This is a genomic window from Nocardia wallacei (assembly GCF_029868745.1).
Taxonomy (GTDB): Bacteria; Actinomycetota; Actinomycetes; order Mycobacteriales; family Mycobacteriaceae; genus Nocardia; species Nocardia wallacei_B.
The window spans coordinates 1-26,463 of sequence record NZ_JARWOP010000281.1 but is presented as its reverse complement, the minus strand read 5'-3'; the positions used below and the strand labels follow the sequence as shown (position 1 = coordinate 26,463).

Annotated in this window: 25 protein-coding genes and 1 pseudogene; 8 read left to right on the top strand and 18 right to left on the bottom strand. The window is 68.5% G+C overall.

Annotated elements, in window-relative coordinates; genetic code table 11:
• The first annotated feature begins 49 nt into the window (after positions 1–49).
• Positions 50–805 carry a TetR/AcrR family transcriptional regulator gene (locus QH470_RS25255; RefSeq protein ID WP_280274829.1) on the top strand — a complete coding sequence of 252 codons (756 nt, stop codon included), beginning with the start codon at positions 50–52 and terminating at the stop codon, positions 803–805.
• 170 nt (positions 806–975) lie between these two features.
• Here QH470_RS25255 and QH470_RS25250 read toward each other — a convergent pair whose 3' ends face one another.
• Together QH470_RS25250 and QH470_RS25245 are read right to left on the bottom strand one after the other, a co-directional pair.
• Entirely contained in the window at positions 976–2,442 is a 1,467-nt protein-coding gene (locus QH470_RS25250; RefSeq protein WP_280274828.1) for a catalase, read from the bottom strand.
• A 66-nt stretch (positions 2,443–2,508) separates the two neighbouring features.
• Positions 2,509–2,949, bottom strand: a complete 441-nt coding sequence (locus QH470_RS25245) for a Fur family transcriptional regulator (RefSeq protein WP_280274827.1) — start codon at positions 2,947–2,949, stop codon at positions 2,509–2,511.
• Between the two features lie 110 nt (positions 2,950–3,059).
• Here QH470_RS25245 and QH470_RS25240 point away from each other — a divergent pair, with 110 nt between their 5' ends.
• Positions 3,060–4,409, top strand: coding sequence for a serine hydrolase domain-containing protein (locus QH470_RS25240; RefSeq protein WP_280274826.1), 1,350 nt, complete (start codon positions 3,060–3,062; stop codon positions 4,407–4,409).
• 27 nt (positions 4,410–4,436) lie between these two features.
• Here the strand turns inward: QH470_RS25240 and QH470_RS25235 are convergent, their stop codons facing one another.
• Positions 4,437–4,853, bottom strand: a complete 417-nt coding sequence (locus QH470_RS25235; RefSeq protein WP_280274825.1) for a nuclear transport factor 2 family protein — start codon at positions 4,851–4,853, stop codon at positions 4,437–4,439.
• Positions 4,854–4,946: 93 nt separating this feature from the next.
• On the opposite strand from QH470_RS25235, the gene QH470_RS25230 reads away from it, so the two are divergent.
• Complete coding sequence (locus tag QH470_RS25230) at positions 4,947–5,537, top strand: TetR/AcrR family transcriptional regulator (protein ID WP_280274824.1); 591 nt, start codon at positions 4,947–4,949, stop codon at positions 5,535–5,537.
• Positions 5,538–5,554: 17 nt separating this feature from the next.
• On the opposite strand, the gene QH470_RS25225 is transcribed toward QH470_RS25230, so the two are convergent.
• From QH470_RS25225 to QH470_RS25210, 4 genes are all read right to left on the bottom strand, one after another.
• Complete coding sequence (locus tag QH470_RS25225) at positions 5,555–6,118, bottom strand: SMI1/KNR4 family protein (protein ID WP_280274823.1); 564 nt, start codon at positions 6,116–6,118, stop codon at positions 5,555–5,557.
• A gap of 179 nt (positions 6,119–6,297) precedes the next feature.
• Positions 6,298–7,332, bottom strand: coding sequence for an aspartate-semialdehyde dehydrogenase (locus QH470_RS25220; RefSeq protein WP_280274822.1), 1,035 nt, complete (start codon positions 7,330–7,332; stop codon positions 6,298–6,300).
• Between the two features lie 4 nt (positions 7,333–7,336).
• Entirely contained in the window at positions 7,337–8,602 is a 1,266-nt protein-coding gene (locus tag QH470_RS25215) for an aspartate kinase (protein ID WP_280274821.1), read from the bottom strand.
• A gap of 67 nt (positions 8,603–8,669) precedes the next feature.
• Positions 8,670–8,933: a nuclear transport factor 2 family protein gene (locus tag QH470_RS25210; RefSeq protein WP_280274820.1), complete on the bottom strand. Its 264-nt coding sequence runs from the start codon at positions 8,931–8,933 to the stop codon at positions 8,670–8,672.
• Between QH470_RS25210 and QH470_RS25205 the strand changes: the two genes are divergently transcribed.
• Both QH470_RS25205 and QH470_RS25200 read left to right on the top strand, forming a co-directional pair.
• Complete coding sequence (locus tag QH470_RS25205) at positions 8,917–9,270, top strand: MarR family winged helix-turn-helix transcriptional regulator (RefSeq protein WP_280274819.1); 354 nt, start codon at positions 8,917–8,919, stop codon at positions 9,268–9,270. The two genes, QH470_RS25210 and QH470_RS25205, sit on opposite strands and share 17 nt — an antisense overlap.
• 15 nt (positions 9,271–9,285) lie before the next feature.
• Positions 9,286–9,705, top strand: coding sequence for a secondary thiamine-phosphate synthase enzyme YjbQ (locus QH470_RS25200; protein WP_280274818.1), 420 nt, complete (start codon positions 9,286–9,288; stop codon positions 9,703–9,705).
• A gap of 116 nt (positions 9,706–9,821) precedes the next feature.
• Here the strand turns inward: QH470_RS25200 and QH470_RS25195 are convergent, their stop codons facing one another.
• Positions 9,822–10,397: a dihydrofolate reductase family protein gene (locus QH470_RS25195; RefSeq protein WP_280274817.1), complete on the bottom strand. Its 576-nt coding sequence runs from the start codon at positions 10,395–10,397 to the stop codon at positions 9,822–9,824.
• Between the two features lie 75 nt (positions 10,398–10,472).
• On the opposite strand from QH470_RS25195, the gene QH470_RS25190 reads away from it, so the two are divergent.
• From QH470_RS25190 to QH470_RS25180, 3 genes are all read left to right on the top strand, one after another.
• Positions 10,473–11,045, top strand: a complete 573-nt coding sequence (locus QH470_RS25190) for a TetR/AcrR family transcriptional regulator (protein WP_280274816.1) — start codon at positions 10,473–10,475, stop codon at positions 11,043–11,045.
• A gap of 193 nt (positions 11,046–11,238) precedes the next feature.
• Positions 11,239–11,694: an SRPBCC family protein gene (locus tag QH470_RS25185; protein ID WP_280274815.1), complete on the top strand. Its 456-nt coding sequence runs from the start codon at positions 11,239–11,241 to the stop codon at positions 11,692–11,694.
• A gap of 41 nt (positions 11,695–11,735) precedes the next feature.
• Positions 11,736–12,944 (top strand): low temperature requirement protein A, encoded by a 1,209-nt coding sequence (locus QH470_RS25180; protein WP_280274814.1) that lies wholly within the window; start codon positions 11,736–11,738, stop codon positions 12,942–12,944.
• On the opposite strand, the gene QH470_RS25175 is transcribed toward QH470_RS25180, so the two are convergent.
• The 10 genes and pseudogenes from QH470_RS25175 to leuA all read right to left on the bottom strand — a co-directional run bounded on the left by QH470_RS25175 (position 12,941) and on the right by leuA (position 25,875).
• Positions 12,941–13,714 (bottom strand): ion transporter, encoded by a 774-nt coding sequence (locus QH470_RS25175; RefSeq protein ID WP_280274813.1) that lies wholly within the window; start codon positions 13,712–13,714, stop codon positions 12,941–12,943. The genes QH470_RS25180 and QH470_RS25175 overlap by 4 nt on opposite strands.
• Before the next feature lie 97 nt (positions 13,715–13,811).
• On the bottom strand, positions 13,812–15,434 hold the full coding sequence (locus tag QH470_RS25170) for a GMC oxidoreductase (protein ID WP_280274812.1): 1,623 nt from the start codon (positions 15,432–15,434) through the stop codon (positions 13,812–13,814).
• Between the two features lie 117 nt (positions 15,435–15,551).
• Positions 15,552–16,262, bottom strand: coding sequence for a type 1 glutamine amidotransferase (locus QH470_RS25165; protein WP_280274811.1), 711 nt, complete (start codon positions 16,260–16,262; stop codon positions 15,552–15,554).
• Complete coding sequence (locus tag QH470_RS25160; protein ID WP_280274810.1) at positions 16,259–17,494, bottom strand: Mur ligase family protein; 1,236 nt, start codon at positions 17,492–17,494, stop codon at positions 16,259–16,261. Before QH470_RS25160 ends, QH470_RS25165 begins: the two co-directional genes overlap by 4 nt.
• Positions 17,495–17,548: 54 nt before the next feature.
• Positions 17,549–18,178: a pyridoxamine 5'-phosphate oxidase family protein gene (locus QH470_RS25155; protein WP_280274809.1), complete on the bottom strand. Its 630-nt coding sequence runs from the start codon at positions 18,176–18,178 to the stop codon at positions 17,549–17,551.
• A 50-nt stretch (positions 18,179–18,228) separates the two neighbouring features.
• Positions 18,229–19,938: a hydroxysqualene dehydroxylase gene (locus QH470_RS25150; RefSeq protein ID WP_280274808.1), complete on the bottom strand. Its 1,710-nt coding sequence runs from the start codon at positions 19,936–19,938 to the stop codon at positions 18,229–18,231.
• Between the two features lie 251 nt (positions 19,939–20,189).
• A pseudogene (locus QH470_RS25145) lies at positions 20,190–20,334 on the bottom strand (EamA family transporter); the annotation flags it as partial.
• An 18-nt stretch (positions 20,335–20,352) separates the two neighbouring features.
• Complete coding sequence (locus tag QH470_RS25140) at positions 20,353–21,105, bottom strand: hypothetical protein (RefSeq protein WP_280274807.1); 753 nt, start codon at positions 21,103–21,105, stop codon at positions 20,353–20,355.
• 355 nt (positions 21,106–21,460) lie between these two features.
• A complete protein-coding gene (locus QH470_RS25135; RefSeq protein ID WP_425302775.1) occupies positions 21,461–23,779 on the bottom strand; it encodes a nucleotide-binding protein in 2,319 nt (772 codons plus the stop codon).
• Positions 23,780–24,072: 293 nt separating this feature from the next.
• Positions 24,073–25,875 carry a 2-isopropylmalate synthase gene (gene leuA, locus QH470_RS25130; protein WP_280274806.1) on the bottom strand — a complete coding sequence of 601 codons (1,803 nt, stop codon included), beginning with the start codon at positions 25,873–25,875 and terminating at the stop codon, positions 24,073–24,075.
• Positions 25,876–26,463 lie beyond the last annotated feature (588 nt).

Here is a 26,463-nt window from a genome sequence, read left to right as displayed (position 1 = left end):
CGTTCGCCCAGCGCGTTATGCTGGGTGCGACGACTGTGAAGGAGCGGAGATGGCCACCGAGACACGGCAAGGCACGGCACCGGACGGAATTCCGTCGGTGTGGACACGCCCGCAGCGGGTGCGGCGGGAAACCCCGGCGCTCAGCCGGGACCAGATCGTCGCGGAGGCGATCGCCCTACTCGACGCCGAGGGCTACGAGGCGCTGAGCATGCGCAAGCTCGGCGCGCGGCTGAACGCGGGCGCGACCTCGCTGTACACCCACGTGGCGAACAAGGAGGAGCTGCTCGAACTGGTCGTCGACGAGATCTTCGGCGAGGTGCACTCGCTCGAAACCGCCGACCCAGCCCAATGGCGCACGGCCGTACTGGATTTCGGCCGGGACGTGCGCGCGGTCATGCTGCGGCACCCGTGGGTCGGCGTGGTGCTGAGCAGCGCGGGGCTGGCCTTCCTCGGACCCCACCTGATGCGCCTGACCGAACAGGCGCTGGCACTGCTGGAATCGGCGGGCTTCGACGACGACACCGCCGACCGCGTCACCAACACGGTCTTCACCTACATCATCGGCGCCACCTCGACCGAGGCGGCGGCGCTGGCCACGATCGCGCGCAGCGGCCTCGACGAACAGCAGTGGACCGAGCGCCTGATGGCGGCGTACGAGGCCGCGTCCCAACCCTTTCCACGCAACCACCGGCGCTACGTCGAACAGCGCGGCGTGAACGCGGCGGGCTATCGAGACGCCACGTTCGACGACGAACTGAACCTCATCATGGACGGGGCCGAACTGCGCCGCCGCCAGGCTCGATAGTCGTTGCCGTCCAGCGGCAACCAGTTCTACGGCCTGTTCTGGTACCGCTTGCTGCTCGGCCACTCACCCTTGGACCGGGCGGCCGCCGAGCGATTGACGGACGCGCTCCTGCGGTCGGCATAGGCAAGACCCGCACCGAAAACGGTGCGGGCCTTGCTATCCGGGGAAGATCAGCGCTTGCCGTCGAGCCCGGCGCGCACGCCCTCCTCGATACGCTTGCCGATCTCGGAGTCGACGTTCTTCCAATACTCGAAGACCCGGCTCAGCACCGGCTCCCGCACGCCGCCGAGCACGTGGCCGACGACGTTGCCCACCAGGCGATCCCGCTGTGCGTCGTCGAACACTTCGCGGACCAGGGTGCCCGGCTGGGTGAAGTCACCGTCCTCCGCGTGCTGGATGTAACCGGCGCGCACCTGCTCCGGCTCGAAGGTCCAGGCGGCCTCCTCCGGCGCGCGGGTCGCGTCGGCGTGCGGGCCACCGTAGGAGTTCGGCGCGTACACCGGCACCTCCGGCGCGTTGAAGTCGTACCGCATCGCGCCCTCCTTGGAGTAGGAGTTCACCTCGGCGGCGCGGGCCCGGTTGGGCGGGAGCTGGGCGTAGTTGGTGCCGATGCGGTACCGGTGCGCGTCGGCGTAGGCGAACACCCGGCCCAGCAGCATCTTGTCCGGCGAGTAGCCGATGCCCGGCACGATCGCCGACGGCTCGAACGCGGCCTGCTCGATCTCCACGAAGTAGTTGCGCGGGTTGCGGTTGAGCGTCCAGCGGCCCACCTCGATCAGCGGGTAATCCTTCTTCGACCACACCTTGGTCAGATCGAACGGGTTGAAGCGGTAGCCCTCCGCCTCGTCGACCGGCATGACCTGCACGTACAGCGTCCAGCTCGGGTGGTCGCCGCGCTCGATCGCCTCCCACAGGTCCTGGCGGTGGTAGTCGGGATCGGTGCCGGCCAACCGGTCGGCCTCGGCCTGGGTCAGGAATTGCTGCCCTTGGTCGGTGCGGAAGTGGTACTTCACCCAGAAGCGCTCACCGGCAGCGTTGATCCACTGGTAGGTGTGCGAGCCGTACCCGTTCATGTGGCGGTAGGTCTTCGGGATGCCGCGGTCGCCCATCAGCCAGGTGACCTGGTGGGCGCTCTCCGGACGCAGCGTCCAGAAGTCCCACTGCATGTGGTGGTCGCGAAGACCGCTGTCGGGCAACCGCTTCTGCGAACGGATGAAGTCGGGGAACTTGATCGGATCCTTGATGAAGAAGACCGGCGTGTTGTTGCCGACGAGGTCGTAGTTGCCGTCCTCGGTGTAGAACTTCACCGCGAAACCCCGTGGGTCACGCCAGGTGTCGGGGCTGCCCTGCTCGCCGGCCACCGTGGAGAACCGGGCCAGCGACTCGGTGCGCGCGCCGGGCTGGAACAGCTTGGCCTTGGTGAACCGGCTGACGTCGTTGGTCACGACCAACTCGCCGAAGGCGCCCGCACCCTTGGCGTGCACGATCCGCTCCGGCACCCGCTCGCGGTTGAACTGGGCGAGCTTCTCGATCAGGTAGTGGTCGTGCAACAGGATCGGGCCTTGCGCGCCCGCGGTCAGCGACTCGTTGTCGCTGGGTACCGGGGTTCCGGTGTTGGTGGTGGTCGGCTTGGTCATTCGACGCCTCCTTGGCTGACGAGCGAACGCCGGGACAGCTGCCCGGGTACGGGATGGGTGGCGCGTTTATCGGGCGTGTACGGACCCGGCCCGGCAGTCCGGGCATCGGCCCCAGTACACGACCTCGGCCTCGTCGACGGTGAAACCGTGCGCGTCGGACGGGTCGAGGCAGGGGGCAGTGCCCACGGCACAGTCCACGTCCACGACCGTGCCGCACTGCCTGCACACCAGGTGATGGTGGTTGTCGCCGATGCGGGCCTCGTACAGCGCCGCGGACCCGGCCGGTTCGATGCGCCGCAGCAGGCCCGAGTTCACGCAGGCTCGCAACACGTCGTAGACGGCCTGCGTGGACACCGACCCGATCCGTTCGCGGACCGCGGCGGCGACTCGCTCGGCATCCGAATGCGGTTGCGCCGCAACCACATCCAGCACCGCGACCCGCGGGGCGGTAACCCGCAGGCCGACCGCGCGCAACCGTTCGCGCGGATCGAAGTCACCGGTGTGCATGACTCCAGTTTCCCTCTTTTCTGGAATAAGTCAAGAAAAGGAGCGGACGGGCCGATCACCGACACCGAGATTTCACCGTGCGGCGCATGCTGCCGCGATAGCCTGAGGGCATGGGGCGCATCCTCGGGTGGGTGACGGGTGTGGTGGTGCTCGCGCTGGCGGCCGGTAGCATATCCGCGGCGTCCGTCCGGGCAGCGCCGGTGGACGACGTCCGCTGCGCGGTGACCTCCGGACGAGACTTCGAACGCACCGCGCCGGAGCGCGCCGGGCTGGACGCCGCCCGGCTGACCGCCGCGCTGGACTTCGCGGCCCAGCGAAATCGTTTGAACGTCAAGGTATTCCGGCACAATTGCCTGATCGGCGCGGGACCGGGCAATGTACAAACCGACAATGTCGCCTGGAACGTGTGGAGCGTCACCAAGAGCGTCGTCTCCCTGCTCGCCGGAATCGCCCGGGATCAAGGGAGACTCGACATCTCGGCACCGATAGATCGCTACCTCCCACTCGGCTTGGGCGACACCGCGCATCGATCGATCACCGTCGAGAACCTCCTCACCGAGACCTCCGGGCTGCACATCGGCCTGATCAACGAGGGCGTCACCGGTGTCGTGCCGGTCGATCCCAACAGCGCGGTGCAGGCGCTCGGCGTGCCGCTGGACCATCCGCCGGGCACCGAATTCGCCTACAGCCAGCGCAATGTCGATCTGCTCAGCTATGTCGTCGAACTGGCGGTGGGCGAGCCGCTGCAGCAGTTCGCCCAGCGCGAGCTGTTCGATCCGCTGGGCATCCAGCGCGGTGACTACTACTGGGCCCGCGACCGTTCCGGGCACACCTACGGCTATGCCCATCTGATGATCCCGCCCGACGATCTGGCCAAGCTGGGGCTGCTGGCGAGCAACGACGGGCGTTGGGGCAGCACGGAAGTCGTCTCCGCCGACTATCTGCGCCGAGCCCGGCAGCCGTCGGCGGCGAACCCCTGCTACGGGTATCTGTTCTGGGTGGGCGCGGGGTGCGTGGAGATGCCCGGCTTCCTGCCCGCCGACACCTACGAGATGTCCGGGCTCGCCCTGCAGAACGTCTTCGTCATCCCCAGCCTGGATCTGATCGTGGTGTGGACGGGCGTCTTCGGCAACCACAGCAACCTCGGAGTGACCGGCGCGCTGCAGAATTCGGCCGAACTGTCCCACGAGTTCTTCCGCCGGCTGTTCGCCGCATTCGAACAGCCACCGGCGCCGGATCCGGGCCCCTATGTGGAGCCGCCGCCGCGCCTGGACCCGCGCGACTACTTCGATCCGAACATCACGCTGGCGGTGTTCGGCCTCGGGCCGCACGCCTACCCCGACTGTAATGTCCTGTCCTGCTTGAATACTCCGCTGGCCCCGCCGTTCGCCGACGCCCCGCCCGGCTGCCTGCTGCTGGCGTGCCTCGGGCCGGATCCGCGTACCCCGGGAATCCGGTGAGGTCCCCCGGCGACGGCGCGGCCGGTGTCACTCCACGAGTCGCGTGAGCCGCGCGGTGTCCATGTAGTCGCGGAACAGCACGACCTGGCCGTCCCGGACCCGGACCACATTGACCGACGTGCGCACCCGGGCCCGCCCGGCACTGGGCACGGTCATATCGACCTCGTTCTCCACCAGTAGCAACTCCGGATCGGTGGTCTCGTACACCTCGGGATGAATCGCGTGCACCTCGATCCCGGACAGCCCCGACCAGCGCTGGGCCAGATGCTCGCGAATAGCCTCCCGGCCCTCCAGCCGGTCCGGCAGGCCGGGGATGGTGAACGGGATCTCGAAGATCGCGTCGGGCGCCAACAGCGCCACGAAGGCGTCGGCGTCTCTGGCCGGGAGCTGCTGGAACAGCTTCTCGACCAGCGCCCGGGGACTCTGCACCGAAGTCTCTGTCATGACAAACCTCTCTCGATTAAGCGGAACGTATGCCCCGCTTATAATCCGGAACCATCGCCCCGTTTGTCAATGGGCAAGCGGTAGACTCGCGCCGTGCAGGAGAAACCGAGCGCGGCGAGCCCCACCGGCGACACTCGACGGGCGCCGCGGGCCGATGCGCAGCGCAATCGGGAGCGGGTGCTGGCCGCCGCGCAGGCCGCCTTCGCGGCCGAGGGCATCTCGGTCCCGCTGGACGAGATCGCCCGCCGCGCGGGCGTCGGCCCGGGCACCGTGTACCGGCACTTCCCCACCAAGGAGGCGCTGTTCCACGCCGCGATCACCGACAATGTCGAGCGGATGATCGACTACGCCCGCACCTTGACCACCGCCGAGGACGCGGGCGCGGCCTTCTTCGAACTACTCGACCGGATGGTCACCGAGGGCGGCGTGAAACGCGACCTCGCCGAGGCGCTGGGCGGTCACGAGGCCGTCGGTACCACCGTGCCCACAAGGGAATTGGTCACCGAGATCGATGTCCTGCTGCGTCGTGCGCAGGACCGCGGGGCGGTACGCACCGATATCGGCACCGACGACCTGATGCGAATCCTCAAGGGCGCCTTGCTGGCGGCGCACACCACCGACGCCGACGAGACGCAGCGGTCCCGCGCCTTCGCCGTGGTGTTCGACGGCCTGCGCGCCCGGTAACCCGCGCCGTCGGTCACTCAGGCGCAGCCGACGACCCCCGCCGGTGTGTACGCCCGCAGTTCGGCATTGAGCCGGGCGGCCGCGTGATTGAGCCAGCTCTGGTAGTAGTCGAGAAACGCTGGGCCCAAGGACCATTCGTTGCGGCGGTAGCCCAGGTAGACGATCCGGCCCCGCGCCGCCCCGGCCGCGACCACGCCGATGAAGTCGCCGTAGCCCACGTCGCTGATCACCAGGAAGCCCGCGTCCGGCAGCCCTGTCCCCTGCTCACCACCGGGAAATTCACGCGCACAGGCATTTCGGGCGGACCGCACCATCCGTTCCCAGCTGATCCCGCAATACGGCCCCGCACCGACGCCGATCCGCGCCAGAAAGGCCCGGAACAGCGGGTCGAGGCCCGCCCCCATGGCGTCCTCGAGTCCGCACAGTTTCTCGGCCCGCACCGGCCAGGTGAGATAGGAGTGCAGATTTCCCCCCGACACCACCTCGTTGTCGAAAACCCTGGGCAGCAACGCGTCCCGCTCCCGCAACCAGACCAGCCGCCCCCGAACCCAATTCAGCCGACCCCGTAGTTCCTCATCCATCGGTCGATCATGACCACCGAACCCCCTGCGCGCCAACGCCGTTCGAGTCCGACGGAACAGGATAACGCCAGGTCGGCACCGAAGTTACCTATCTTTCACCAACATTGAACATGCCGGAAACGACCGAAGGCCGCCCGGATCACGGGGATCCGAACGGCCTCGGCCGCAACAGCGTTCGCTCAGCGCTGGCTCAACAGCACCTCGGCGATTTGGATGGTGTTGAGGGCGGCGCCTTTTCGGAGGTTGTCGCCCGAGATGAACAGGGCCAGGCCGCGGCCGTCGGGGACGCCCTCGTCCCGGCGGATGCGGCCGACCAGGGATTCGTCGATGCCGGCCGCCTGGAGCGGGGTGGGCACGTCGACCAGCTTGACGCCCGGGGCGCCGGCGAGGATGCGCTGTGCCTCCTCCACCGAAAGTGGTTGCGCGAATTCGGCGTTCACCGACAGCGAGTGGCCGGTGAAGACCGGCACGCGCACGCAGGTGCCGCTCACCGCGAGGTCCGGGAGGCCGAGGATCTTGCGGCTCTCGTTGCGCAGCTTCTGATCCTCGTCGGTCTCGCCGGAGCCGTCGTCGACCAGCGAACCGGCCAGCGGCAGGACGTCGAACGCGATGGGAGCGACGTACTTGTTCGGCGCCGGGAATCGCACGGCCGAACCGTCGTGGGTCAGCTTCTCCATCTCGGGGGCGACCGCGCGCACCTGACCGGCCAGCTCCTCCACCCCGGCCAGTCCGCTGCCGGACACCGCCTGGTAGCTGGAGACGATCAGCCGCCGCAGACCGGCCGCGTCGTGCAGCGGCTTGAGCACCGGCATCGCGGCCATGGTGGTGCAGTTCGGGTTGGCGATGATGCCCTTGATCAGGTTGCGGGTCTGCTCCGGATTCACCTCGCTGACGACCAGCGGGACCTCGGGATCCTTGCGCCAGGCCGACGAGTTGTCGATCACGGTGACACCCGCGGCGGCGAACCGCGGCGCCTGCACCCGCGACATGGTGGCCCCGGCCGAGAACAGCGCGATGTCCAGGCCGCTCGGGTCGGCGGTCTCGGTGTCCTCGACCACGATCTCCCCGCCGCGCCACGGCAGCGTCTTGCCCGCCGACCGCGACGAGGCGAAGAACCGCACCTCGTCGGCGGGAAAGTCGCGCTCCGCCAGCAGTTTCCGCATGACGGCGCCGACCTGGCCGGTCGCGCCGACGACTCCTACGCGTACACCCATGCGATCACCGCCCCGATCCGGCGTGCACGACCGCGACCTCGTCGCCGCCCAGATCGAAGGCCTTGTGCAGCACCTGCACGGCCTTGTCCAGCTCGGTGTCCTTGACCAGCACCGAGATCCGGATCTCCGAGGTGGAGATGAGGTCGATGTTGACCCCGTTCTGCGCCAGCGCCTCACAGAAGGTGGCGGTGACGCCCGGGTGACTCTTCATGCCCGCGCCGACCAGCGACACCTTGCCGATGTGGTCGTCGAACAGCACCTGGGAGAAGCCGATCTCGCTCTGCCGCTTGGTCAGGAACTCCACGGCCTTCGGGCCGTCGGTCTTCGGCAGGGTGAAGGTGATGTCGGTCTTGCCGGTCTCCACCTTGGAGACGTTCTGCAACACCATGTCGATGTTGACGTCCGCGTCGGCGATGGCGCGGAACACCTTGGCGGCGTATCCCGGCTCGTCGGGGAGGCCGACCACGGTCACCTTCGCCTCACTGCGATCGTGAGCGACGCCGGTGAGAATTGCTTTCTCCAAGGGGATGTCCTCCATCCATCCGTAAACGTAGGTGCCCTGCTTGTCGGTGTACGACGAACGCACATGGACGGGCACGTTGAAGCTTCGCGCGTACTCCACGCAACGCAGCATGAGCACCTTGGAGCCGCAGGCCGCCATCTCCAGCATCTCCTCGAAGGAGATCTGGTCCAGCTTCTGCGCATCCGGCACGATCCGCGGGTCGGCGGTGAAGATGCCGTCCACATCGGTGTAGATCTCGCAGACATCCGCCTCCAGGGCGGCCGCGAGCGCCACGGCGGTGGTGTCGGAACCACCGCGGCCGAGCGTGGTGATGTTCTTGCTGTCCTGCGAGACGCCCTGGAACCCGGCGACCAGCACGATCACGCCCTCGTCGAGCGCGTCGCGCACCCGGGACGGGGTGACGTCGATGATGCGGGCGTTGCCGTGCGCACCGGTGGTGATGACGCCGGCCTGCGACCCGGTGAACGAGCGCGCCTCCGCGCCCAGCGAGTGAATGGCCATCGCCACCAGGGCGTTCGAGATCCGCTCGCCCGAGGTCAGCAGCATGTCCAGCTCACGAGCCGGCGGCGCGGGGGACACCTGCTGGGCCAGGTCCAGCAATTCGTCGGTGGTGTCACCCATCGCGGAGCAGACCACCACCACGTCGTGGCCCTGCTTCTTCGTCTCCACGATCCGCTCAGCGACGCGCCGGATACGCTCGGCTGATTCGAGCGAGGATCCTCCGTACTTCTGAACGACGAGAGCCACGACGGGGTCCTCCAAGATCGACTAGCTGCAATTACAGGAACCCAGAGTACCGATCCGGATCCAACGATTATCGATGCACCTCGGTCGGGGGCAGGTGCGAGGAACCCATCCGAGCGTCGAACTTGGTGGTCAACGGTGCCAGGACCCAGTGATATCTAGTGTTGTGAAAAGCTGAAATTTCCCATCCTTCGGCGCGGCGGACGAGCACCCAGGTCTGCACCTTCGTCTTGCGGAGCGTGCGGCGCTGTCCGCCCTTCAGCAACGCGCCCTTGCTGTGCACCAGCGCCACGTCCGGCACGGGGAAACGCAGCTGGGTGATCTCGCACTCCATCCGGGAACCCCTGCGCGGCCCCGCCACGCCCGGCGAGCTGGCCGCCCGCACCGGACTGACCACCGGCGCCGTGACCCGGATGATCGACCGGCTGCTGCGCGGCGGCTACGTCGCCCGCGAGCACGACGCGCAGGACCGGCGCCGGGTGATCGTCACCGCCGACGAGGACCGGATCGCCGAGATCGCCCCGCATTACGAGCTGCTGGCGCGGGAATTCGGAAAGATCATGGGCGAGTACTCGACCGCGCAACTGGAGCTGCTGCTCGAGCTGTTCGATCGCCTGCACGAGACATCGCTGCGGGTGACCACGATGCTGCGCAACAACGAAACCGACTGAGCCGGAGAGGAATTCATGAAAAGCACCGAGATCGACGTGACCACGGGCCGCTCCGAAGTGGTCCACGACCTCACGCCGCAGTGCACGGCCTTTCTGCGCGAGGCCGCCGCGGGCGGCGACGGTCTGCTGCACGTCTTCGTCCCGCACGCCACGGCGGGCATCGCGCTGATCGAACTCGGCGCGGGCAGCGACGACGACCTGCTGGCCACGCTGCGCGACCTGCTCCCGGCCGACGACCGCTGGCGGCACGCGCACGGCTCGCGCGGGCACGGCCGTTCGCACGTCATGCCCGCGCTGATCGCGCCCTACGCCACCATCCCCGTGCTGCGCGGTGAACTCGCGCTGGGCACCTGGCAGTCGGTGGCCTTCGTCGACCTCAACGTCGACAACCCGAACCGCCGGGTGCGCCTCTCCTTCCTTGCCGACCCCAGTTGACCTGAGGCATCGGGCGCACGGGGCGTGCGGTGAAGCGCTGCTGCACGGCGCGGTTTCGGACCGGCTTTCGCATGGGGATACTGCCTTTCTGGAGAAAATGACGCCAGGTGGTGCGTTCAGGCCCGGGTGAACCAGGTGACCTGTGCACAGTTGCTGAATTCCTGCCGCCGGACCGGGCGGAACTGGGTCGGGCGGAAGTTCCCGCCGAACACCGGCACGCCCGCGCCTGCGATCACCGGGTAGCTCTTGATGATCAACTCGTCGATCTCGTCGACGAGCGCACCGGCGAGCTTGCCGCCGCCGCACAGCCAGATATCGCGGCCCTCTTCGGCCTTGAGCCGGCGCACCAACTCGACGGGATCGCCGTCGACGACCTCGACGTTCGGATCGTCCACCGGCGCCAGCGTGCCGGACACGACGTACTGCTTCATGTGCGCGTATGGGCTGGCCACCCCGATCGACAGCGCGGGTTCGTAGGTGCCGCGGCCCATGATCAGCGTGTCCCACTCCCGGTTCGGCGCATCCACGGCCAACCCCACATGCGGGCGGATGTGCGTCGGCACCACCTCCGGATACCGCTCGTTGAACCAGGCCGACATGTCGTCGGCGACCGGATAGAAGTCGATCTCCCCGGCAGGCCCGGCGATGTAACCGTCCAGGGACACCCCGACGTAGTAGACGAGCTTTCGCATCTCAATACCGCCTTGCCTGTTGTACTCTGTCTGTAGTGATTTCGAATGTAGTACTACGGATGGAGTGGTGTCAAGATGCGGACCAATCCCGAACGCCGGCAGACCCTGCTGGACGCGGCGATCGAGGTGCTGGCGCGCGACGGCGCGCGCGGGCTCACCTTCCGTGCCGTCGACAAGGACGCGGGGGTACCGGCCGGGACGGCCTCGAACTACTTCGCCAATCGCGACGACCTGCTCACCCAGGTCTGCGGGCGGTACTACGAGCGTCTGCAACCCAGCGCGGAGACCATGGCGATGCTGACCGACGCGCCCAAGAGCCGGGAGACCATCGCCGAACTCATGACCGAGGTGGTCGGGCGCGTGGCCGGATTCCGCACCGGCTACCTGGCCCAGCTGGAACTACGGCTGGAGGCGACCCGGCGGCCCGAACTGCAGGCGATGCTCACCGAGCGGGTGCGCGCCGACCTCGATCTCAACGTGCGCAATCACCTCGACGCCGGGATGCCGGGCGACGCGACCACGGTGGTGCTGCTGTATCTGAGCCTGAACTGGCTGATCCTCGAAAGCCTCACGCTGCCCGAGATTTTCGATGAGCAGCAGCGGCGCGAGTTGGTGCGGGCCGCCGTCGACCGCGCGATTCCCCTGTGATGCTCATCACTGGTGGCCGGATTCCGCCACTGTCACTAGTGCGCCGACCAGGCGCGGCGGCCGCAGCCCGCACGACCGCGCGTCTCGAAACACCGTGCCCCGGACGGACTGCCGCGCCGGAGAGCCGGTTGACGTGCGCTGTGGCCCCGGCGACAATCGGGCTCGAAGCATTACGGGGGGTGGAGGGCACAGCATGCGCACGAAGACCGACCACCGATTTGTCATCGACCTCGATCCCGACCAAGTCATGGAAGCCTTGCTCGCGATCGATCGGATCCCGGAATGGTCACCGTCGCACAAGGATGTGCGCGTGGCGACTTACGACGACTACGGACGTCCCAAGAAGGTATACGCCACGGTCACCCCGCTCGGCAATTCCGATCGGCAGGTTCTCGAATACGACTGCACCGACGACCGGGTTGCGTGGGAAGTCGTGGAGAGCGGCGGCGGCGGCGGCGGCCGCGGCTGGTTCGAGCTCGAGGTGACCGGGGAGGGCACCGAGGTCTGGTACCACTCCGAACTGCAACTGCCGATCCCCGTGCCGGGAATCCTGATGAAACGCAGCATCGCCCGCGTGAACGAGGAAGCGGTGCAGAACCTGATCGAATTCATCGAGAAGTTCCGGTTCGAGAACTACGACGTGGGCTGAGCGTCACCCCGAGAACACCGACCGACTGGCACGATATCGGCATGACCGGTGTGAAACGGCGGATCCAGGCAGTCTCCGAGGATGCCTCGGTGACCCAGCTGGAGCTGTTCTTCGACCTCGTGTTGGTGTTCGCGTTCACCCAGGTGACCGATCTGGCCGCGCACGAGACGACGGCGTTGAACATGCTGCGGGCCGTGCTGGTGCTCGCGGTCATGTGGTGGGTGTGGATCGCCTACGCCTGGCTGGGCAACGTGGTGAAGGCCGACGAGGGGATCGCGCGGGTCGCGATGTTCGCCGCGATGGGCGCGGCGCTGATCGTGGCGGAGGTGATCCCCGAGGCGTTCCACGACATGCCCGGCGGCTGGTACGGGCCACTGGTTTTCGCGATCGCCTACCTGGTCATCCGGCTGGTGCACCTGCTGATGTTCTGGCTGGCCAGCAACGAGGACCAGCAATTGCGCGGGCAGGTGACGCGCTGGGCCGCGGGGTCCATCACGATCGGCACCACGCTGCTGATCGTGGCGGCGCTCGAGCACGGCACCGTCCAGATCTGGCTGTGGATCGCGGCCATCGCCGGCGACATGCTGTGGACCTTCTTCGCCGGCAACCAGTGGCGGCTGAACTCGGCGAGCCACTTCGCCGAACGGCACGGGCTGATCATCATCGTGGCGCTCGGCGAGTCGATCGTCTCCATCGGCGTCGGCATGGCGGGGCTGCCCATTTCGTGGCCCATCGCCGTGGGATCGCTACTGGCACTGACGGTTTCGGGGCTGTTGTGGTGGGCGTACTTCGACGTGGCGGCCACCGCGGTGGAGCATGCGATGACCCACGCCCGCGGCGAGCGGCGCATCCAGATCGCGCGAAACTGCTACACCTTCTGGCATTTTCCGATGATCGCGGGCGTCATCGCGCTGTCGCTGGGCCTGAAGAAGGTGCTCAACTACCTCGGCGGCGCCCAGGGGCATACGTTGCACGATGCGCTGCACGGGATTCCGATGTTCGCGCTCTACGGCGGGGTGATGCTGTACCTGCTCGCGCTCGTCGGTTTCAAGCAGTACGCCACCGGGCAGGTCTCCTGGGCGCGAGTGGCGACCGCGGTGCTGCTGGCCGCGCTGCTCCCGGTGGCGACACAGGTACCGGCGATGGCCGCGCTGGCGCTGCTGTGCGCGGTGCTGGCCGCGCTGACCGGGTGGGAACTGGTGCGTTTCGCGGAGCCGCGCGAGGAGATCCGGCACGGCGCCACGGGCTAGCGATAGTGGACCGGGGACTTGTGGTCCACCGTCTCCGGCACTTCCACGCCGTCGCGGACCGCCTCGCGCATCTGATTCACGTTCTCCCGCAACACATCTCCGATCAGCTCGTCGGTGCGCGGATCGGCCAGCGCCTGGAACACGATGCGGAAACTGATATCGGCGATGGTCCGGATGATGTCCTCGTGGAACGGGAGATAGCGCACCCGGCCGATCTGCGGGTCCTTGCGGATCAACTCGACGATCATGGCGTCGAGTTCGCCGCGGTTCTCCTCCAGCGCGGTGGCGATATTGCGGGTGTAGCGGCCCGCGCGCAGCACCGTCGCCACCTCCTCCAGCACGGCCATGGTCACCGGGCGCTTGATCGTCTCGACGATGGTGCCGACGAAACGGTTCACCACCGCCGCGGTCACCCGGTCACCGAAGACGCGGTCGGCGACTCGGGCCAGCCGGACCAGGATCACCACGACCCGCAGCAATCGGAAACCGCGGAAGAACGGGCTGGTCACCGGGATCATGCCCAGCACCTCGTACCAGTACACGAACGGGAACGTCCAGGACCAGTCCGCCCGGCGCCAGCGCCACCCGAACTCGACGGCGAAGATCGCGCAGATCGTGTAGTCGACGATCACGAACACGTGGTAGGCGCCCGGCGAGATCGGGAAGAAGGTAACCCAGCCGACCAGCACCACCGAGACCACGGCGAGCGCCAGCATCAGGAAGTCGGTCCACAGCGCCGGCGGTTTGCGCGGGTACTCCTCGGGCGACACAGCGATCCCTTCCACATCGAACGGTCCCGCCGAGAGTAATGGGTGTCGGCACCGATGTCTCCGCTGCGCCGGATGTCACAATCGCGCCGTGCCGCACTCACTGACCGGCGCGGACGATCGCCTCCAGATTGCGTTCGGCGAGCGCGGTGATGGTCAGCGACGGGTTCACCGTGCCGGTGCTGCCCGGAATCGCGGCGCCGTCCACCACGTACAGGCCCGGATGACCGTGCACCCGGCCGTAGTTGTCGGTGGCGCGGCCGAGCACCGCGCCGCCGAGGGGATGCGCGGTGAAGACGGCGTTGGCGTCGTAGCCGAGCGGGGTGACGTAGTCGAAGACGGCGCCGGACCGTTCGGCGATGCGGCGGTCGACCAGCCGGCACGCCTCCACCACCTGCTCCTGCGCCTGCCGCGGCCAGGCCAGGGCGGCGGCATTGCGCCCGGCGTCGAAGCCGATGCGGGCGCGGGTCGGATCGAAGACCATGCCCAGCGAGGCCAATGCGCCGGTCTCCACCGGGACACCGGGGATGAACCAATTCTCCAGCGTCAGCGGCATTCCGGAGGCGTCGAAGATGCGACTGGCGCTCGGCACGCCCTGGCCGGTGCCCGACAGCGAGTTGTCGACGCGGGCGAGCACCACGTCGCCGTTGGTGCCCCAGCCGTCGCCGATGTGCTCGTTCAGGTGCGGCAGCGCGCCGGTGGCCTGGGCGCGCACCAGCAGCTCGGTGGTGCCGATCGAGCCGGCGCCGAGAAAGAGCCGGTCGCAGGTGAGGGTGCGGGTGGCCAGTACCGCGCCGGTGGGATCCAGCTTGGTCACGGTCACGACGTACCGGCCGCCCGGGTCCTGGGCGATGGCGTCGACGCGATGGCCGGGGTAGACCGCCGACTTGCCGGACTCCTGGGCGTATTTCAGGTAGTTCTGGTTCAGATCGAACTTCGCGCCGTTGGAGTTGCCCAGGTTGCTGCGCGCCGCGGTGGCCGAGGGCCGGGTGGCGCCGGCCAATTCGCCGCGCAGGATGTCCCAGTTGAAGATCGAGTCGTTGCCCTGCGGCTGGTAGCCGGCCGCGCGGGCCTGCTCGTCCCAGCGCCGGGAATGACTGAACGGCGACGCGGCGTACAGGTCCGGCGGGAGCGGGCCCAGCCGCAGCTGCTGCCGCACCCGCGGGTAGTACACCCGATCCATCTCGCCGAATGCGACTGTGCCGCCGAAGATCTCGTCGAACCAGCGCTGCTCGGGGGCGACCATCGCGCCGGTGAACACCACGGATCCGCCGCCCACCGCCGCCGCGCGCCACACGTCGATACCGGAGAATTCGGTGACGTCGAGAACGCCGCCGAACGGGGCGCACTGCATGGGTACCTTGGTGACGCCGGTGAAACTGCTGCGATGCCAGAAGCCGCGCCCGTCGGGCAGGTCGTCGCCGGTGAAGATCTCCCGCCAGGGATCGTTGGGCCAGCGAGATCCCCGCTCCAGCACGGTATTCGCCACGCCCGCCTCGGCCAGCCGCCGCGCGGCGACCGCGGCGCCGAACCCGGAGCCGACGACGATGGCCGGCGAATGCTCGGGCGGATCGGCGAGGGGCGCGAAGATCTCCGGCACCCAGCTCCGGAACAGCTCGCTCCAGACCGGGTCGGCGGCGGCCGGACCGGTCCCGTGCACAGCCCCCACCGCACCCAGCAACGCCGCCGTCCCGGCAGCCTTCAGAAAGGCACGTCTGTGCACCCGGACTCCTTAATCACGTTCGATCGCGCGCGAGCGTACCCGGCGGACGACAATCGCCTCAACACAATCGGGAGTCCTCATAACAACGCTCCTATAGCTTGGAACTATCGAAGGTAATCAGGCGCGCAGGCGCTCGCGGCGGAGCTGGTCGACCTCCGGCAGATCCAAGGGGGTCAGTTCGTCCACGCCGAGGGCGCGCATGAGCAAGTAGTCGGCCAGTTCCGGATTGCGGGCCAGCGCGGGGCCGTGCATGTAGGTGCCCATGACCGAGCCCTGCACCACGCCTTCCAGGCCGTCGCCGACGCCGTTGCCCACACCGCGGGTGACGCGGGCCAGACCCTGCGCGTCGCTGCCGAGTTTCGTTCCGCCCCGGTGGTTTTCGAAGCCGGTCAGGGGCTGGGACAGGCCGGGGAGCAACGGCGTGGTGGCCACCTCGCCGATGGCGCGCACGGCCTGCGGCGCGGTGGTGACGTCGAACAGTCCCACACCGTCGACCCGCTCGCCGCGCGAGGTCTCGTACCAGTGGCCGAGCACCTGGATCGCGGCGCAGATCGCCAGTACCGGAACGCCTTTCGCGGCGGCCTGCTGCAGGCCGGGGTAGCGCTGCAAATGGCGCGTCGCCAGGCGCTGCGCCGAATCCTCGGCGCCGCCGAGCAGGTAGACGTCCAGCGACTCCGGAACCGGGTCGTTCAGCGTGACCTCGACGATCTCGGCGTCGTGCCCGCGCATCCGCAGCCGCTGCCGCAGCACCACGGCATTGCCGCCGTCGCCGTAGGTGCCCATCACGTCGGGCAGCACCAGCCCGATGCGGACGGTCGATTCCCTCATGCTGTGCCCTCCAACTCCCGGTTCAGATCCCGGAACGCGGTGTAGTTGGCCAGCACCTCGACCCGGCCGGGCGGGCAGGAGGCGATGGCGCGCAACGGATTCGAGACCGTGGTGTGCTCGACACCGGCGTAGGTCAGGCGCACCGCGAGGTCGGTGGCGCGCTCCCCGGCGGCGACCACCTGGGTGCCCTCGAAATGCTCGAACCGCACATCCCACAGCCAGGACAGGTCCTCACCGTCGGGAACCTGGCCGTTGACCGCGATGACCAGGCCCGTCGCCGCCGGGTCGATCATCGACAGCGCCTCCTGCCAGCCCGCCGGATTCTTCGCCAGCAGCAACCGCGCGCTGTGCTCGCCCACCTGCACGCTGCGGTAGCGCCCGGCGATCTCGCGCACGGTGCCCGCCGCCTGGGCCGCCGCCTCCGGGCGCACGCCCAGCGCGACCGACGCCGCCACCGCCTGGGCGGCGTTACCGCGATTGGCCCGGCCCGGAAGGGCAAGGTGCAGCGGCAGTTTCACGCCGTCGGGGCCGTAGAGGTGCTCCTCGTCCACCCACCAGTCCGGCTCCGGGCGATGGAAGTCGGCGCCGGTGCTGCGCCAGTGCGTGCCCTCCCACACGATCGGCTCGCCGCTGCGCGGACAGCTGGTGGCGTCCACCGACCAGCCGCTGCCCGCGGCCACCCACACCACGTTCGGATGGTCGTAGGCGATCGAGGTGATCAGCACGTCGTCACAGTTGGCGATCAGCACGGTGTCCGGGTGCCGGGCCAGGCCGGCGCGCAGCTTACGCTCGATCATGTTGATCTCACCCACCCGGTCCAGCTGGTCGCGGGACAGGTTCAGCAGCACCACCGCGGCCGGGTTCAGCGCGTCGCTGACGTGCGGCAGATGCAATTCGTCGACCTCGATCGCGGCCAGCGGCGCGGTGCGGTCGGTGCTCAGGGCCGAGACGATGCCGGCGTCCATGTTGGCGCCGTCCGCCTGGGTCACCACGCGCCCGAGCGCGCCGAGCGCGGCCGCGGTCATCCGGGTGGTGGTCGATTTGCCGTTGGTTCCGGTCACCAGCACCGTGCGACGGCCGCGACCGAGCTGGGTCATCAGCTTCGGGTCGAGCAGCAGCGCGATCAGGCCACCGATCATCGAACCCTTACCGCGACCGGCCTTCTGCGAGGCCCAGGACGCCGTCGCCGCCGCGCGCAACGCGAGCCGTCCACGCACCGAGATGTCTGCCACGCCGCGAGTTTATTGGTGGTCGGCGGGATGTGCGCGGGCGGTGCTGCCGGGGAGCTAGCCGCCGGTGCTGTAGAGCAACTTCTCGTAGTTCTCCGGGGAGTAGCGCTGCTCGAGTTGCTCGACGGTTTCGGTGAGGTTCGTTTGAACCTCCTTGGCCAGGCGGGCCGCGTTCGGCAGGTCGTCCTGCGGCCACCCGTCCGGTTTCCACAGGCTGCTGCGCATGAACGCCTTGGCGCAGTGGAAGAAGATCTGCTCGATCGCCACCTCGACGGCCAGCACCGGGCGGTGGCCCTTGACGATCATGTCGTCGAAGTAGGGGGCGTCGCGGACCAGCCGGGCGCGGCCGTTGACGCGCAGCGTCTCGTTGCGGCCCGGGATGAGGAAGATCACGCCCACGTGCGGGTTGGACAGGACGTTGAGGTAGCCGTCGGCGCGCCGGTTGCCGGGGCGCTCGGGGATGGCGATGGTCCGATCGTCGAGGACCTGCACGAAACCGGCCGGGTCGCCCTTCGGGGAGGCGTCGCAGTGGCCGTCGGCGTCACTGGTCGCCAGGACCACGAACGGGGACGTGGCGATCCATTGGCGGTCGCGCGGATGCAGTGTGGCGCGGTCCTTGGTGGCGGCGCGGGGATGCGGCTCGCCGAGCAGCTCACGCAGCTCGGTGGCGGTCGTGATCTCGCTCATGCTCCGATTGAACTGCCGATCACAGCCCGCGCCAAGGGGTTTGTGAGCAATCAGATCGCGACGTCGAACAGGTTGGGTTGCCCCGCGGCGTAGCGATCGGCGTCCTGTCGCCGCAGCGGTTCCAGTTCGGCGGCGCGGTACAGGGTGAAGACGCGGCAGCGTGCGGCGTTCGAGCCCGCCACGTCCAGCAGCGCGTTCACCGCCGTGCGGGCCGCCTCGCTCGCGCCCTCCATGGTGGCCAGGTCCACATTGGTGCGCACGTAATCGCCGGCGAGGAACAGGTTTTCCAGCGCGCCGTGCGGCTGTGGCCGGGCCGCCCAGGACCCCGCGGTGTTGATCAGCAGCGGGTCGGCGTTGCTGTTGCGGCGGCGTTCGGCGTCCCAGGTGATGCCGGGGTCGAGGAACCAGGAGTGCAGGTCGTCGTCGCGCAGCGCGGCGCCCGCCAGATGGGCTCGCAGCTGCGCCCAGACCTCGCGGGCGATCTCGTCGTGCGTGCATTCCTTGGCGGGCTTGCCGAACAGCGGACCGGGCGTATTCCAGTCGGAGATGTCGACCGACAGGCAGTCCTGCACCGTGCCGTCGCCACGGTCGGGAAGCCTTGTGCGCGACCAGAATTGGCCCTGCGCGATCGAGGTGAGCGACCACGGTGAATCGACGTAGGCGACGTGCCCGCGCGCGATCTGCGCCGGCCGCCGCAGATACAGCTGGATCCCGGCCATCCAGTCCACGACCAGCCGGTCCAGCTCGGCCAATTCCGGTCGCACGGCGAGGATTTCGGGCGTGCACAACGCGCGCGCCACCTCGACGGGCACGGCGAGCACGAAATAGTCTGCGGCCACAGTGTTTCCGATCCCGGAGCCGTCCACGGTGCGAGCGCCCACGATCCGGCCGTCCCGGACGTCCAGGCCGCGCACTTCCGCCGTCTCGAACCGCACGCCCAACTCACCCAGCAGCCGCACCCACGGATCGATCCAGGCCTCGTTGGTCGGGCCGTCGAGCACGCGGTCCAGCGGGCCGTCGTTGCCGACCTCGCGCGGGTTGCCGAGGAACTGCTCGCCCATGGTGCCGATGGTGCGGGTGCTCGCCTGCTCGTCCTTGGCCGCGACCAGCAGCGTGGTGAGGGTGCGCGACAGCAGCGCCCGGAACTCCCGGGACCGCCCGGCCGCGCCGACGAAGTCGCGCCACGGCACGTGCTCCCACTGCCCGAAGCGGCGCGCATCGCAACTGGTGTCGAAGACCAGCAGGCGGTTGGCGAAGTAGAGCGCGTCGGCCGTGGGCATCTTCGCCGAGGTGGCGATGACCGAGCCGACGGTCTGGCGGAAGTCGTCGGGGGTCGCCCAGCCGCGGGCGCCGCCGCTGCGCATGGGGACGATGGTGTCGTCGGCGCCCTGCCGGGCGAATCGCGCCTCGGCTGCGGGCACCAGGTTGTCCCACACCCCGTTCTCGTTGCCCGGGAAGGGGATTCGGCGCATCGTGTCCGGTATGTGGCGATAGAAGCCGGGGAAGAAGCGGAAGCCGTGCTCGCCGGGCAGATCGGGCCGACCGCCGCGCCCGCTGCCCGCGACCGGAATGCTGCGCGCCTTGCCGCCCAGCGCCCGCCGCTCGTAGACGGTGACCTCGAAGCCGCGCTCGGCCAGTTCGTGCGCCGCGGTGAGCCCGGCCACGCCACCGCCGAACACCGCGACCCGACGACCCGCCTCCGCCGCCGCGCGCGGCGGTCGCCATACCGCCGCACCGGCCGTCATTCCCGCCGTAACCATCCCCGCCGCCCCGCGAAGCATCGTTCTCCGCGACGCGGCCCCCAGCCGTTCTGCCATCTTCCGGACCTCCACGCCGCGGCCAACTCTAAGCGCTCAGCGCCGACGGACACGAAACCCCCGCGAATACGCGCACTTCGCCGGTTACTTACTGAGGGCGATCGCCGGGTCCGGCGCCGCGGGGACGACGGGCTCGGTGCGCTGTGCGGGCCGCCGGCGTGCGGACGTCGCGGCGAACGCCCCCGCGCCACCGCACCGGCCAGGGACAGCGCCGACGGCCGCTCGCCCAGGAACAGCGCCCCCCAGCAGCACGGTGAACGGCGCCGAGGACTGCAACACCAACGAAGCCAGACCCGTGGGCATCCCGGCGCGCATGGCGGTGAAAAGAAACGCGAACTGCGCGATAACACGCGGTGTTCACAGTTGTGGGCGGGCCTTGTTGACTTCCGCAACGCGGCTCAAGCTCGCGCACCAGTCTCGCATCTGAGGTGAGATGGAACCGAGCAGGCGCATGGCATCTCGGTGGCGCGCCGGCACCTGAACCCCAAGCAGCGGTTCCATGTGTGCCACACGGTTCCGCAGGCTGACCAGCCGATCCAGTCGGTCGTGAACAACGATATCCGCTGAGATAACCCCGCTCCTCGACCGGATCGGCCGAGCATACGGAAACGCTCGGTGCAGCGCGTTGTTCCATAGAACTTGCAGACCGGTCTTCGATGGGGCCGCAGCCGGAAGAAGCTTGCGCCACAGTCCAAAAGAGAGCTGCGCCAGCATGTCGTCGTGGCAGACCGCAGCGTTGCGGCGGGCATGACTGGGGTCGCGAGCCGCACGAGCGTTGGTGGCGTGAACGCGGGCCTGCTTCACGGCCTGGGCAGCCACACCGGCGATTGGGGAAGCGGGCAGTTCGGTCCACTCGGCGGGGTATGGCCGGCCTGTCGCGTGATCGACGCCACGGGTGGGATTCCATGTCCGAAGTTCCGCGTCGACCGCGTTCCGCACGACCACCTCGACGATGCCTAGGACTTCCTGAAACGCGGCGTTGAGCTGCAAGTTCCAGTGATAGAGCGCCAAGGCAAGCTCAGCGTCACCGCAAGCCTCGGATAGGTAGGGTGCCAGGCGCGGACCGCTGAGGCAGCGGGAGACCTCCTGGTGCACCGTGCGTGCAGGCATTCGCCCTTTCTAAGGGACCGCACTATGGACTACCAAATTCAGTTGTCCAGTAGACGGTCGCAGCGCCTCTACCAGCGGTTTGTAGATTTCCAGATGCAGAGCTACAGACGCACCTTCTCCACACAGCAGCGTGTATGGTTAGTAAGGAATGCGGGAGACAAGAGCTGCCGCACATTACATGGGAACGCCCCGGAGCCGTGTGCTCCGGGGTTTTCTCATTGCCTGACGTGCTCTGTACCAACCGGAAAGAATCCCGAGAGGCGAGCGCCAATCTGGTGGCGGGAGGGTCAGAGACGGCGAAGCGGCCCCCGGATCATCCGGAGGCCGCTTCGGGAATCGTTGGCAGGTAGTGCCTTCAGCCCTGGTATCGGTCGAAACTCGGGTAGGGGTCCTGGCCGGGATAAGGGTTCTGCGAGCCGGGGTACTGCGCCTGGGTGTATCCGCCCTGCTGCGCGGGCGGGTACTGGCCCTGAGGGCCGGAGTACTGGGTGTTCGGGCCGGGGAAGGGGGGTTGCGGGACGTGGTAGCCGAAGTCGTCGGCGACCATGGCGGCCAGCTCCAGCAGGGCCGTGCGGGTGGGCTTGCCGACCAGTTCCAGATCGATTTCCGCGCCCTCGGCCAGGTGGTCGTCGAAGGGGACCACCTGCACCGCGCGGGTGCGGTCGAGGAACAGCTTGCGCAGCTGGTCCAGGTCGACCGTGGAGGCGCCGCGGCGAGAAGCGTTGACCACCACCACGGTTCGCTCCACCAGCTTGCCGTAGCCGTGGTGCTCCAGCCAGTCCAGCGTGGCCGAGGCGCTGCGGGCGCCGTCGATCGCCGGGGAGGTCACCAGGATCAGGGAGCTGGCGAGATCGAGCACGCCCTTCATGGCCGAGTGCATCAGGCCGGTGCCGCAGTCGGTCAGGATGATGTTGTAGAACTGCTGCAGGATATTGATCGCGCGCCGGTAGTCGGCCTCGCTGAACGCCTCCGAGACGGCCGGATCCTGTTCGCTGGCAAGCACTTCCAACCGGCTCGGCGCTTGCGAGGTATGCGCCCGCACGTCCGAGTAACGGCTGATGTGCTGGTCCTCCAGCAGGTTTCGCACCGTGGAGCGGGTCTGCCGCGGCACCCGGTGCGCGAGCGTGCCCAGGTCGGGGTTGGCGTCGATGGCGATCACGCGGTCACCGCGCGAGGAGGCGAACGTCGAACCCAGACCGACTGTGGTCGTGGTCTTTCCGACGCCGCCCTTCAACGACAGGATGGCGATCCGGTAGTCGCCGCGCACGGGCTGGTTCACCCGCTCGACCAGCTCGCGCTGGACCACATCGGCCGGTGACTCGCCCGGGTTGACGGTGCCGCCGGTGACCTTGTGCACGGCCTTGCGCCAGCCGCTGCGCGGCGAGCGACGAGCGCGCTTGAGCAGGTTCAGCTCGTTCATCGAATGACCGGGCGGGCCCGGCAACTGCGGCGGCTGGTGAAAACCCGTGGGCGGCTGAGACTGTGGCGGCGGACCGCCCTGCCAGTTGTCCCGACTGGGCTGCGGCTGGTACGGCTGCGGCGGGGTCGCGGGCTGCGGCGGCAACGGCGGTGGGGCCCAGCTGAACTGCTCGCCCGCCCCGCCCGGCTGTTCCGGAGCGGACGGCGCCGACTTCTCCTCGTCGAAGACTCGGCGGACCATGCCGTCCGGGCCGATCTCCTGCCGTACCTCGCCGTAGGCGGTCTCCTGGCGCACCTCGCCGTAGGACGACTGCGCGAACGAGTTCGGGTCGCCGGGCGCGGCCGAGTACTTCTCCGTCGCGTCGGTCGGTGCCGGGTATTGCCCTGTGGGCGGCGGGAATTGGCCCGACTCCCCCGGCCCGCCGGACGGCGGCAAGTAACCACGATCCCCCGAGCCGCCGGACGGACCGAACTGCCCCGGCTCACCGGGCGGCGCGAACTGGCCCTGCTCGCCGGGGGGAGGGAAGTAACCCTGCTCACCGGACGGCAGAAAATGACCCTGGTTGCCGGAGGGCGGGAAATGCCCCTGCTCACCGGGCGGTGGGAAATGACCCTGTTCACCCGGACCACCGGGCGGCGGAAAGTTGCCCTGCTCATTCGGCGGCGCAAAGTAGCCGTGCTCGTTCGGGCCACCAGGCGGCGGAAAATAGCCCTGATCATTGGGCGGTGGGAAGTAGCCCTGTTCATTCGGACCACCACCGGGCGGCGCGAACTGCCCCTGCTCGCCCGGGGGCGGGAAGTAACCCTGATCCCCGGGAGGCGGAAACTGGCCCTGCTCACCGGGAGCGGCGAACGGGCCGCCGTGCTCGGGCGGCGGAAAACCACCCGGCGGGAAGCCCTGGTTGGGCGGGTACTGGCCCGGCGCGAACGACCCCTGCGGCCCACCGGGCGGCGGCGAGAACGGCCCGAACTGTTCCTGACCGAACTGCGGCTGGAACGTGGTCTGCTCGATCGAATCGGGCACCGGCGGGAAGATGCCCGCGGCCTGTTCGGGTTCGTCAGCGGATTCGGGTTCGGATTCGGCGGACTCGGTATCGGGGGCCGGCGCGTCGGCTTCGTCCGATGCCGTGGCGGCGTCGTCGTCCGCCTGTTCGTCGTGCGCCGGGTTCGAGTTCGGATCGTCCTTCTCGGCGGCTACGTCCACCCCGGGGTTCTGCAACCAGGGCGGTGAGGTCGAGTTGTCGTTAGGTGTCACGTTTCCCCCATCTGCTCGGGTTTTACGAGCAGAGAGCTCGGCGCTGAATGCACTCCCAAGCTAGCACGCTGGTCGTATGCCCGCGCCGTCGCGGACCTGCCCGTACTCCCGGCAGCGGTAAGTTATCCACATGTGGAAAACTTCTCGGATTCGGGGGCGCGAGCAGGTGATTCGGCGCCGCTGTCCTATTCGGTTGTGAAACGCCTTGGGCGGTCCGGCAAGTCGGAACCGACCGGCTCACGACGGCCGGCGAACCGCACCGCCCCGACGCGCGCGGGACGGTGCGGAACGGCTCAGCGGCCGCGGTGCGCCCGGTTGACGGCGGAGACGACCGCGCGCAGCGAGGCGGTCGTGATGGACGTCGCGATGCCCACGCCCCACGACACCTGGTCTCCGACGGCACATTCCACGTAGGCGGCGGCCTGCGCGTCGTCACCGGCGGACATGGCGTGCTCGGAGTAGTCCAGCACGCGCACGTCGTAGCCGATGGTCGCCAGCGCGTCGACGAACGCCGCGAGCGGGCCGTTGCCCTCGCCGGAGATCTCCTGCTCGGCGCCCTCCACCTTGACCACCGCATCGATGTGGTCGGTGCCGCCGTCGGTCTCCGCGGCGGACACCTTCTGCCGCATGCGTTCCAGTGGCAGGATCGGGTTCAGGTACTCCTCGGCGAAGACATCCCACATCGCCTTCGGCGAGACCTCACCGCCCTCGCCGTCGGTGATCCTCTGGATCGCCTGCGAGAACTCGATCTGCAACCGGCGCGGCAGGGCCAGGCCGTGGTCGGTCTTCATGATGTAGGCGACGCCGCCCTTGCCGGACTGCGAATTGACCCGGATCACGGCCTCGTAGGTGCGGCCCACGTCCTTGGGGTCGATGGGCAGATACGGGACCTCCCAGGTGAGGTCCTCGACATCGCGGCCATCCGCGTCCGCTTGCACCTTCATCGCGTCCAGGCCCTTGTTGATGGCGTCCTGGTGACTGCCGGAGAAGGCGGTGTAGACCAGATCGCCGCCGTAGGGGTGCCGCTCGTGCACGGGCAGCTGGTTGCAGTATTCGACGGTGCGGCGGATCTCGTCGATGTCGGAGAAGTCGATCTGCGGGTCCACGCCGCGCGAGAACAGATTCATTCCCAGCGTGACCAGGCAGACGTTGCCGGTGCGCTCGCCGTTGCCGAACAGGCAGCCCTCGATGCGGTCCGCGCCGGCCATATAGCCCAGCTCGGCGGCGGCCACGGCGGTGCCGCGGTCGTTGTGCGGGTGCAGCGACAGCACGATCGACTCGCGACGGGCCAGATTGCGGCTCATCCACTCGATCGAGTCGGCGTAGACGTTCGGAGTCGCCATCTCGACCGTCGCGGGCAGGTTGATGATCATCGGCCGGTCGGGGGACGGTGCGATGATCGCCGACACCGCGTCACACACCTCGCGGGCGTACTCCAGCTCGGTGCCGGTGTAGGACTCCGGGCTGTACTCGTAGCGCCAGTTCGTGTCGGGGTAGCGCTGCTCGATCTCCAGGCACAGCGTCGCGGCGTCGGTGGCGATCTTCTTCACCGCGTCGCGATCGGCCCGGAAGACGACCCGCCGCTGCAGGATCGAGGTCGAGTTGTAGAAGTGGACGATCACGTTCGGCGCGCCCTGACACGCCAGGAACGTGCGCTCGATCAGTTCCGGACGGCACTGCGTCAGCACCTGAATGGTGACGTCGTCCGGCACCGCGCCGTCCTCGATGATCTCGCGCACGAAGTCGAAGTCGGTCTGGCTGGCCGAAGGGAAGCCGACCTCGATCTCCTTGTAGCCCATCCGCACCAGCAGGTCGAACATGCGGCGCTTGCGAGCCGGGCTCATCGGGTCGATCAGCGCCTGATTGCCGTCGCGCAGATCCACCGCGCACCAGGCCGGCGCGCGCTCGATCACCCGGTCCGGCCAGGTGCGATCCGGCAGCGTGACGGGTTCGACCTCCTCGGCGAACGGCCGGTACCGAAAGGTCGGCATCGAGGAATTCTTCTGTGTGTTCCACGCGGGCTGGTCGGCCGGCGCGGCCTTGGACGGCGCGGTGATGGTGCGCGATCCGGATACGAAGGCGTCAGCGGGTGACATGCGATTCTCCGTGGTGTGGGTTTGGTATGTCCCAATAGCTTGGGTCGACCGGCACAGCTGAACCCCGCGACGGGAGCCGGTCCGTGTCAGACCCCGTCGCGGCGGCCGAGAAGGAGTGCCCGCTGCATGATGCCCGCGAGTTTACAGCCCCCCGATCTGCGCCGAAAGCACACCCCGCAAACCCACGAGCCAGCACACCCACACCCACACCCATCCCTCCCGAACCACCACACCCACCCCGTCACCGACCAACCCACCACACCCACCCACCCCTGTCGCCGACCAAACCACCACACCCACCCCTGTCGCCGGCCAAACCACCACACCCGCCCTCGTCGCCAGCCGAGCCGCTACACCCACACACCCACCGAAACAGAGACTCGATCGCCCACCCATCCCCGAACCGCAAAAACTCCCCCAGTAACGTCCAACCCCGTAGGTTTTCGGCGCGTAAACGGTTTTTTGGGGGGGCCCCGGACGGCCACCAAGGCCCACCCACCCGCCCCCCACACCCCCACCCTGTTCACCATTCTGGCCATCATGACCATCGTGACGACATTCGTTGCCAGCCCGCTGTTCCGGATGTTC